We start from the raw sequence: 10521 nt of genomic DNA, 5'->3' as shown, positions 1-10521 counted from the left end.
CATGGAATTCCATCTGTAGCTCCTTCGATGCACTTGGGGGTGGAGGCAGTGTGCACCTTGCAACGATGGCAGGGTCAAGCGCTCCCGCGGCGCAGGGCCCACGAAAAACGGCAGCCACCTGTACCAGCGCGGCTGCCGTGGAGGATCGTCCCCGCCCGCAGGCGGGGGTAATGCCTTAGAACTTCCAGTTCACGCCGAAGTACAGCTGGCGCCCGGCATACAGGTTGGACAGCAGGCGGGCCTGGCTGTCGTTGCCGATGTAGCTGCGCAGCTCGGACTTGGTGGCGTTCAGCACTGCTGCGGTGACGGTCCAGTCCGGCGTGAGGTTGTAGGCCACGTTCAGATCCAGCTGGCTGTACGGCTTGGTGTAGGTGGTCAGGCCGTTGTTGAGGCCGCCCACCACTTCGCCACGACGGTTGTACGAGGCACGGGCCAGGAACTTCTCGTTCTCGTAGAACACGGTGACGTTGGCCTGGTTCTTGGCGCTGCCGACCAGCGGTGACGAACCGATCTCTTCGCCATCAAGCACGATCGAGGCCAGGTTGGTGTCGTTGTAGGTGTAGTTGGCCTGCACGCCCAGACCGAAGGCGAAGGTGTACTGGCCATACAGCTCCACGCCCTGCGAGACGCCGTCACGGCCGTTGGCTTCGGTGCTGTACTTCTGCACCACCACCGTTTCACCACCGACGCTCATCTGCTGGTCGCGCACGACCGGCACGGTGAAGTTGTCCACGTTCTTGCGGAACAACGCCACGCCTGCAACCGAACCCGGCTTGAAGTACCACTCCAGGCCAAGGTCGAACTGCACCGCCTTGAACGGCTCCAGTGCCTTGTTGCTGCCCGAGCCGTACCAGCCGGGGGTGTCGGTGCCGCCAGCGACCCGACGATCATTGCTGTATTCCTGGCTGATGTACTGCAGGCCGCCCGGATAGGCGATGCTGGTGTAGCCCGGGCGCGCGATTACCTTCGACGCGGCACCGCGCAGCACCAGGTTGTCGGTGATGTCCCAGGCGATGTTGAAGCTCGGCAGGAAGTCCGTATAGGTCTTTTCCAGCGAGCTGAGGGTATAGACCTTGTCGCGCACCTGGTTGTCCGGCAGACGCACGAAGCCGCCCTGGCAACGCAGGTTCGGATCGGCAGCCGGGTCATCGCAGCTCATCGGCGCACCCGCGGCGTTGTCCACGAAGTAGTCGTTGAAGCGCTCGACCGAATCGCTGGACTGGGCGAACTGCTTGGTGCGCACCACGCGCACGCCGACGTTGCCGCGCACGCGATCAGTGCGGAAGTTGGCCTGGAAGTAACCCGAGTAGATCTTCTCGTTGACGTCGTAGACGAAGTCTTCCTCGGTACGGTTGTGCGAGCCACCGTAGGTCTGGTTGAGGTAGTCGATGTAGGCCGGGTAGTTGATGCCGGGGAACACGTTGGCATTGAAGCCACCGGCGATGTTGTTGATCGGGTTGGACAGGAAGAAGCCCGGCTGCGCATTGCCTGCGGTCGGATCGCAACCGGCCTGGTAACGATTGTTGTCATAGTCGACCGGGTYCAGGCCCTGGCAGACCCAGTAGGTGTTGCCGGTATTGCGGTGCACCTGGCCGTCGCGGTACTTGGCGCCGAACTGGATGGAATCCAGCCAGCCGGCTTCGAACATCTTGGTGACGTCGGCCTGGAAGTAGTTCTGCTTGACCTCGGTCTGCATCCACGACGAATCGGTGGAGCCGGTATCGACCTCGGCGATGCCGGCCATCAGCTGCTGCTGGATGTCCGGCGAGACGGTCAGCGACGGCGTGCCGGTCAGGTCCCACGCGGTGTATTGGTTGCCCGCCTGCCACTGGTCACCGACCTTGCGGCGGGGCTTGGCCGACATGCGGAAATTCATCGACGGGCCACCCTTGGACCAGGTGCGGCCGCCGGTGAAGCTGGCCTTCCACAGCGGGCTGATGTCCCAGTCGACGGTCAGATCGGCCGTCTGCGAAAGCGCCTTTTCCTTGCTGTAGCCACCGGTCAGCTGCGGGGTGGGGATGGTGCAGTCATCCGGACCCCAGCCACCCGGCGGCAGGCCAGCTGCGGCGGCCTGGTCTTCGCTGCAGTAATAGGTCTTGCCGGCAAGCTTTTCGTACTGCGCGCCGGTGACGATGCTGCCACTGGGATCGAAGCTCAGCCCGTTGAGCAGGCGCCCACCGGCCCAGTTGCCATCGCCGTTGTAGCGGGCCAGGTTCCACTCCGGCACCTTCAGCATGTTCTGGGTGTAGTCACCCTGCAGTTCGAAGCGGAAGTAGTTCGCGGTCAGGGTCAGGTTGTCGATCGGCTTGAACTGGAAAGTCAGCTGGCCGCCCTTGCGCTCGCGCTTCTCTTCCTTCACCGCGAAGTTCACCGAGGTCGGCATGAAGAATTCGCTGTAGTTCGTGCCGGTCTGGTTGTTGAAACCGGATTGGCCCCACCAGTAGTGGATGCCATCCTGTTCCAGCAGGTTGCCGTTGGCATCGCGCGCGGTGGTGTTGTTGCCGTACCACTGGTAGTCCTCTGTGCTGGTCTCCATGGTGCGGCTGGTGCGCTTCTGCTGGGTCACGCCGACCAGCACGCCGAAGCGCTCGTCCTTGCTGTGCCAGGAGTACAGCGCCGACACCTGCGGGTCGACGTCGTGGCTGGTATCGGACGACGTGCCTTCCAGGTTGACGTAGCCGGAGTTGGCTTCCATCTCCAGCGGGCGGCGCGTGTGCAGGATGACCGTGCCGCCGATGCCGCCTTCGTCGATGCGCGCTTCCGGCGACTTGAACAGCTCGGCGCTGGACAGCATGTTCGACGGCAGCAGGGTGTAGTTGAACGAGCGGGTAGCTTCGTTGTTGGTTTCCGACGAGGCGACGTAGTTGCCGTTCAACTGGGTCAGGGTCAGGTCGGGCGCGAGGCCGCGCACGCTGACCGACTTGCCTTCGCCACCGCTGCGGGTGATGACCACGCCGGGCACGCGCTGCAGCGCGTCGGCCACGTTCTTGTCGGGGAACTTGCCAACGTCCTCGGCGGTGATCACTTCGACCACGGCGTTGGCGTCGCGCTTCTGCTGCAGGCTCTTTTCGATCGCGTAGCGGTAGCCGGTGACCTGGACGCTGTCCAGGGTGGTGGCGTCCTGCGTGCCGGTCGTAGCTGACGCCTGCTGCGCGGAAGCGCCAAGCGGGGCGACGGCGGCGGCCAGGGCCAGCGCGATGGCCAGCGACAACGCGTCGTGGCCCTGCGTACGTGTTGAATGCTTCATTGCCATCTCTCCCTCTCTCCTGGATTGATCCGGTGACTGACTGACGCGGAAACTTGAATCGATCTAATTCGTGATGCCGATCTTGCCTTCGCCCTGCAGATGCAACGAGCGCCTGGCAGATGGCCTGACACGTCCTGTCCTGCTCCCCAACTCCCGGGCCATCGCGATGTCGTCTTGGATCGATCTAAGCGATGGGCGGGGCGATTTTTAGCACGGCCAACGCGCCGACGCATGTTGCTGCGCAATATGGCAGTGACGTGTCGTGCAAATGACCCTTCTCGGAAAAATGCTGTAAGCGTTTACATGCGCAGACGGGGTGGGCCGGCCGGGCTGCGCCCGGCACCCGCAGAGGCCTTCAGGCCAGGGCAACAGCACAGCAACTGCAACAGCAACAGCTGGTTTCCTGCGGGATGGCGGGGTGGGKCCGGTTGCGGGGGGACGCTGCAAGTACGTCCATGTAAGCTCGGTCGCGCCTTGCTCGWGTGCGCWGTCCTGCGCACACGGCAAGWCCGGGGTTGGGCGTCCTGCCCARCCCGCCCGAGGCATGCCTCGGGCCCATGGCGCTYACGCCCCCGCAACCGGACCCACCCCGCCTTCGACAGATTCCCGCTGCTGTTGGTAGGTGTCGACCTTGGTCGACACGTGGATCCATGCCATGCATGGATGAAATCCAATCGATGATTTCGAAATCGGTAGGAACATCCATCCACGCCTTGCGTGGATAAAATTCGTCGAAATCAATATTTCGGTAGTCATCGAACAGCATCCACGCGTGGCGTGGATCTACGCGTCGACCAAGGTCGACACCCACCAGGATTCCGACAGATCGCCGAAAACTGTCGAAGGCGGGGTGGGTCCGGTTGCGGGGGTGTCCGCGGCATGGATGCCGCGGCCAAGCCCCCAGGGACGGGTTTACGGCGTCCCCCGCAACCGGGCACACCCCGCCACCCCACGGAATGCATCTGTTGCTGTTGCCGTTGCCGTCGCCGTTGCTCCGGCCTCTGCGGGTGCCGGGCGCAGCCCGGCCGAAGCCCCCCGCTCATGCTGCGCCGCAGAATGCATTGGGCGAAATTCCCATGCTCTACTTGAATCGATCTAAATCCGCCGGGGTGCGGATTTGTACCGATGGAAACGAGGGCTCGGCCTGTGCGGCCGGTTCTTCGCTGCCGCCCTGCCGCCAAGGAGTCCTGCCCGTGACCAGGTTGTCCCGCCGTCGTCCCGCCCGCCGCCTGTCGGCATTGTCCCATCGGCCCCTGGCCCGCATCGCCTGCCTGCTGGCACTGGCGGTGACGCCCTGGCTGCAGGCCGCACCGGCCGCGCTGGAGCGCGAGGTCAATACCTTCATCGGCAGCAAGGATGACGGCAACACCTTCCCCGGTGCTTCGGCACCGTTCGGCCTGATCCAGGTCAGCCCGATCGGCAGCCACTATTCGGGCTGGCGCTACGACGACGACAAGATCCGCGGCTTCGGCCACTCCTTCCTGTCCGGCGCCGGTTGCTGGGAGCAGGGTGGGCAGGTCTCGGTGCTGCCGGTGACCGGTTCGATCGGCCCCGGCGGCGACTTCGATACCGCCGATGCGAAAGCCTTCAATCACAAGACCTATGCGTCGGCCTACAGCCACGACGGTGAGATCGGCCAGGCCGGCTACTACAAGGTGCGCCTGACCAGCTACGGCGGCATCGACGCCGAAGCGACCGCGCGCACCCGCGCAGCTGCCGAGCGTTACACCTTCAGCCAGCGCCAGGGCGATGGCCACGTGCTGGTGAATGTCGGTCAGGCCAACGAGCGCCACTCGGTGATCGGCAGCGTGGTCGATGTGGTGGGTGACCGCGTGGTGGAAGGCAAGCTGGTCACCAAGAGTTTCTGCGGCGGGCACCAGTACACCACCTGGTTCCGCATTGAGTTCGACCGCCCGTTCAAGGCGCATGGCACCTGGGGCGAGGGCGGCGGCCTGCCGGGCGCGCGCCACAGCATGGAAGGCGAGCAGAAGCCGAATGGCGCGTGGCTCAGCTTCGACCTGGCCAAGGGCCAGTCGGTCACCGCCGTCAGCGCGATTTCGCATGTGGATGCCGAAGGTGCGCGCACCAACCTGCGCGCCGAGGGCATGCAGGGCGGGGCGCTGCTGGGCTTCGAGCGCATGCGCGCGCTGTCGCAGCAATCGTGGCGTGAGCAGCTGGCACGCGTGCGCGTGCAGGGCGGCAATGGCGATGACCGCACCGTGTTCTACAGTGCGCTGTACCACGCGCTGCTGCAGCCGCTCACCGGCAGCGATGCCGACGGCCGTTACCGCGGCTACGACGATGGCATCCATCGCGCCGATGGCTGGACCTACTACGAGTACTTCTCGCTGTGGGATACCTACCGTGCACAGAACCAGTGGCTGGCACTGACGCGCCCGGATGTGGCGCGCGACATCGGCCGCAGCCTGCTGGCGATCGATGAGCAGGGCGGCTGGCTGCCGCGCTGGGGCTATGCCAACTTCGAGACCAACATCATGACCGGCGATCCGGTCACCCCCTTCATGGTCGACCTGTGGCGCTTCGGTGCGCTCAAGGGCCGCGAAGGGCAGGCATGGGATGCGCTGCGCCGCAATGCGTTCGGTACGCCGCCGCTGAACTCGCGTGCTGCCGGTCGCTCCGGCAACCCGACCTACCTGGACAAGGGCTACGTGGTCTACGACCGTGCGTTCCCGTCCAAGGGCATGGATGTCGATCCCCACCATGGTGGTTCGGCAACGCTGGAGTACGCACTGGCCGACTGCGCGCTTTCGCAGATGGCCGATGGGCTCGGCCATGCCCAGGATGCGGCGGTCCTGCGTGAGCGCGGCCGCAACTGGCGCAAGGTATGGGACCCGCAGGTGCGCGACGCCGAGACCGGCTTCACCGGCTTCCCGCGCCCGCGTACCGAAGATGGCCAGTGGTACACACCGGCCGATGGCCATTACAGCCCGCGCTCGCATCACGGTTTCCATGAAGGCACGGCGTGGCAGTACCAGTGGCTGGCGCAGCAGGACGTGCCGGGCCTGGTCGAAGCGATGGACGGCCGCGAACAGGCCGGCCGCCGCCTGGATGCTTTCTTCGCCATGGACGCTCTGCAGGCCGACCCCCTCAATGCCGCCCGCAAGGAGTGGGTGGTCGGGCCGTACAGCTATTACAACCAGTTCCGCTACAACCCCAACAACGAGCCCGACCTGCATTCGCCGTGGCTGTACACGCTGATCGGCCAGCCGTGGAAGACCGCAGCGGTGGTGCGTGCAGCGCAGCAGCTGTTCACCAATGCACCCAACGGCGTGACCGGCAACGATGACCTCGGCACGATGTCGGCCTGGTACCTGTTCAGTGCGATCGGCGTGTACCCGGCGGTGCCGGGCAGCGGCGAGTTCCTGCTGCATACGCCGCGCTTTGCCAAGGTCGAGGTCGAGCTGGGCAATGGCCGCACCCTGCGTATCGAGGCACCTGGCGCCGATGGCCGCCGCCTGCAGTACGTGCAGGGCGTGCAGGTCGACGGCCAGGCACATGCCCCGGTATGGCTGGGCTGGAGCCAGCTGCAGCAGGGCCCGAAGCTGCGCTTCGCGCTGGACGGGCGGGCGCCGACCGAGGGCTGGGGCACGGCGGTCAAGGACCTGCCGGTGTCCTGGTGCGCGGCACCGGGCAGCCAGCTGCACTGAGCCGGGCTGTGCCGTTCGAGGCAACCCAGCGAACGGCACGGCACGACAGGGCCGCGATCCATTAGGCTTGAGCATCCATCGGAGTGCGGGAAGACGATGAACGACAACAGCGACAGTTCCAGCAAGCGTTCCGGCAAGGCGGTGACGGTGACCGACATCGCCCGTGCCATCGGCGTTTCGCGCGCGACCGTGTCGCTGGTGCTGCGCGGCAGCCCGCTGGTCAACGTCGATACCCGCGCCCGGGTCGAGGCTGAGCTGCGCCGCCAGCGTTACGTCTATAACCGCGCTGCAGCGAACCTGCGGCGGCGCACGTCCTCCAGCATCGCCCTGGTCATCAACGATCTGTCCAACCCGTTCTTCGCCGAATTCGCCTCCGGTGTGGACGAGGCACTGGGCGGGCGCGGCTACGTGACCCTGCTCGGCAGTACCGGCGAGTCGCCCGAGCGGCAGCAGGCGGTGCTGTCGACATTGATGGAACACACGCCTGCGGGCCTGATCCTGTCGCCGGCCGAAGGCAGCGATGCCACGCTGCTGCGGCAGGTGCTGGGCGCCAACGCCAACGTACTGCTGTTCAACCGCGAACTGGAGGGCGCCGACTGGGACTTCCTGACCCTGGACAACCAGCATGGCGCCTACCTGGCCACCCGCCACCTGATCGAGCGCGGCCATCGCCAGATTGCGTTCTTCGGCGGCCACGCGGCATCGAGTTCCTGCCACCAGCGTCGTGCCGGTTTCCAGCAGGCCCTGGCCGAGGCCGGGCTGGCATTGCCGCCGGGCTGGATGATCGAATCTGCACCCAACCGCCTGGAAGCGGCCGCGCGCACCGATGAACTGTTCGTCGACGGCCATCGGCCGAGCGCAGCGGTCTGCTACAACGACACCGTCGCGCTGGGCCTGATGCTGGGCCTGRACTCGCGCGGCATCCGTCCCGGCGGTGACTTCGCGGTGACCGGCTTCGACGATATTTCCGAAGCGTCGGTTGCCGTGCCGCCGTTGACCACACTGACGGCCGACCCGCGCGAACGCGGGCGGCAGGCGGCCTCGCTGCTGCTGCAGCGGCTGGAGGAACCGGACGCGCCACCACGGCGCACGGTCGCCCCGGTACAGTTGCGAATCCGCGAAAGCAGCGCCGCACGTCCGAATTGAATTGATGCTTCGCTCCTGAACTGATTGCACCCTTCCACGCACCAACGACCTTTCGCGCATCGAGGCGCGTACTGCATGCCGATCTCCGCAACGCCCCGCCCATCGGGTTCCCCGGGCAACCAGCCTGCCGTCACCAACGGCAAGGCGCTGGCCGTGGTCACCACCATCTTCTTCATGTGGGGCTTCCTGACCTGCCTCAACGACATCCTGATTCCGCATCTGAAGGCGGTGTTCGAGCTGAACTACGCCAAGGCAATGCTGGTGCAGTTCACTTTCTTCGGCACCTACTTCCTGATGTCGCTGCCGGCAGGGCGGCTGGTTGCAGCGCTGGGTTACAAGAAGGGCATCGTCGCCGGCCTGGTGATCGCCGGCATCGGTGCACTGGGCTTCTGGCCGGCCGCTGAGCTGCGCGTCTATGGCGCCTTCCTCGGTGCATTGTTCGTGCTGGCCACCGGCATCACCGTGCTGCAGGTGGCGGCCAACCCGTATGTCGCGCTGCTTGGTCCGGAGCAGACCAGTTCCAGCCGCCTGACCCTGGCGCAGGCGCTGAACTCGCTGGGTACGGCCATCGCGCCGATCTTCGGCGGCATGCTGATCCTGTCCAACACGGCCATGAGCGGCGAGCAGATCGCCGCGCTGCCGGCCGCCGAGCAGCTCGCCTACCGTACCGCCGAGGCACACGCAGTGCAGGGCCCTTACGTCGGCCTGGCCGTGGCGCTGGTGCTGCTGGCCCTGTTCGTGTTCCTGTTCCGCCTGCCGGCGCTGAACGACACCACCGAGCAGGCTGACCAGGGGCATCAGCACAGCTATCTGGATGCGCTGCGCAAGCGCCACCTGCTGCTGGGCGTGCTCGGCATCTTCTTCTACGTCGGTGCTGAAGTATCGATCGGCAGCTTCCTGGTCAACTACCTGTCGATGCCCACCATCGGCGGTTTCAGCGAGCAGGAAGCCACCCACTATGTGTCGGCCTACTGGACGATGGCGATGATCGGTCGCTTCGCCGGTTCGGCGCTGCTGGCGCGCTTCTCGCCGAGCCGCCTGCTGGCGATCTTCGCGCTGGTCAACGTGGGCCTGCTGACGCTGACCATGATGACCTCCGGCAATGTCGCGCTGTACTCGGTGGTGGCGATCGGCCTGTTCAATTCGATCATGTTCCCGACCATCTTCGCGCTCAGCATCGAGCGCCTGGGCCCGCTGACCAGCAAGGGTTCGAGCCTGCTGATCATGGCCATCGTCGGTGGCGCGGTGGTGCCTTACCTGCAGGGCGTCCTGGCTGACCACATCGGCGTGCAGGCCAGCTTCATCCTGCCGCTGCTGTGCTACGGCTACATCATTTTCTACGGACTGGTCGGCGCGCGCGCGCCGGCTGCCGGCACGCAGGGAGGCTGAGTCGAAAATGGGTTCCATCGTCTGCTTCGGCGAAATTTTGATCGATCTACTAGCGCAGCCGCCGGCCTCGGCCGATACCCCGCGCGCGTTCCTGCAGTACGCCGGAGGTGCACCGGCCAACGTCGCGGTGGCCGCCGCGCGGCTGGGCGCGAAGACCCAGTTCGTCGGCATGCTCGGCCGCGACATGTTCGGCGACTTCCTGGCGGAGAGCCTGAGCGAACACGGTGTCGGCACCGACTACATCGTGCGCACCGACGCGGCCAAAACCGCGCTGGCCTTCGTTGCACTGGACGCGGGCGGCGAACGCAGCTTCAGCTTCTACCGTCCGCCTGCGGCCGACCTGCTGTTCCGTGACAGCGATTTCCACGCGGGCTGCTTCGATGGCGCGCAGTGTTTCCACGTCTGTTCCAACAGCCTGACTGAAGCGGACATCGCCGAAGCGACGTTCGCCGGCATGGACCGTGCGCGTGCGGCCGGCGCGGTGGTCAGCCTGGATCTCAACCTGCGTCCGGCGCTGTGGCCAGCCGATGTCGACCCGACACCGCGCCTGTGGCAGGCGCTGGAGCGCGCCGACCTGGTCAAGCTGTCGCGCGAGGAACTGGACTACTTGGCCGCCCCGCTGGGCGATGACGGCGAGGCGCTGGTGCTGCGCCGCCTGCTGGCCGCGCAGGCACGCTGGGTGATCATCACCGACGGCGCCGCCACGCTGCATTGGTATACCCGTGAAACGCAGGGCAAGGTCAGCAGTTTCCGCGTCGCCACCGTGGACACCACCGCTGCCGGTGATGCCTTCGTCGGCGGCGTGCTGGTTGGCCTGCTGGAGCGGGGTGGGGCAGGTGCGGGCTTTGCCGCGTTCTGCCAGGACCCGCAGGCGATCGCCGCCACGCTGCGCTTCGGCGCCGCCGTTGGCGCACTGGCGGTGACCCGCAAGGGCGCGTTCGCTGCGATGCCCTCGTTCGATGAAGTGCAGCAGCTGCTGCAGCTACAGGATCTCCCCGCATGAGCACCTCGCCCGATTTCCGTTCCCCCGCGTTCCTGCGCGCCCACATCGCCGACACGATGGCGTTCTAC

The 10521-nt window shown here is 65.9% G+C and carries 5 protein-coding genes; 4 read left to right on the top strand and 1 reads right to left on the bottom strand.

Going from position 1 to position 10521, the window contains the following annotated elements; genetic code table 11:
- Window positions 1–175: 175 nt before the first annotated feature.
- Entirely contained in the window at window positions 176–3253 is a 3078-nt protein-coding gene (locus AC1DJN_RS17445) for a TonB-dependent receptor (RefSeq protein WP_478039604.1), read from the bottom strand.
- Between the two features lie 1187 nt (window positions 3254–4440).
- On the opposite strand from AC1DJN_RS17445, the gene AC1DJN_RS17440 reads away from it, so the two are divergent.
- From AC1DJN_RS17440 to AC1DJN_RS17425, 4 genes are all read left to right on the top strand, one after another.
- Window positions 4441–6915, top strand: a complete 2475-nt coding sequence (locus AC1DJN_RS17440; protein WP_425513048.1) for a GH92 family glycosyl hydrolase — start codon at window positions 4441–4443, stop codon at window positions 6913–6915.
- A 96-nt stretch (window positions 6916–7011) separates the two neighbouring features.
- Complete coding sequence (locus AC1DJN_RS17435) at window positions 7012–8061, top strand: LacI family DNA-binding transcriptional regulator (RefSeq protein ID WP_478039602.1); 1050 nt, start codon at window positions 7012–7014, stop codon at window positions 8059–8061.
- A gap of 75 nt (window positions 8062–8136) precedes the next feature.
- Window positions 8137–9450, top strand: a complete 1314-nt coding sequence (gene fucP / locus AC1DJN_RS17430) for an L-fucose:H+ symporter permease (protein ID WP_025874796.1) — start codon at window positions 8137–8139, stop codon at window positions 9448–9450.
- Window positions 9451–9457: 7 nt separating this feature from the next.
- Entirely contained in the window at window positions 9458–10453 is a 996-nt protein-coding gene (locus AC1DJN_RS17425) for a carbohydrate kinase family protein (RefSeq protein ID WP_313445406.1), read from the top strand.
- Window positions 10454–10521 lie beyond the last annotated feature (68 nt).

This window comes from Stenotrophomonas sp. 05L414_2 (genome assembly GCF_056397905.1).
Note: the sequence above shows the minus strand (reverse complement) of the source record. Positions and strands in the feature narration are given on the sequence as shown.

Bases quoted from the DNA above. Each gene is read 5' to 3' on its own strand.
- fucP (WP_025874796.1), top strand. From the start codon at position 8,137: ATGCCGATCTCCGCAACGCCCCGCCCATCGGGTTCCCCGGGCAACCAG.
- AC1DJN_RS17425 (WP_313445406.1), top strand. From the start codon at position 9,458: ATGGGTTCCATCGTCTGCTTCGGCGAAATTTTGATCGATCTACTAGCG.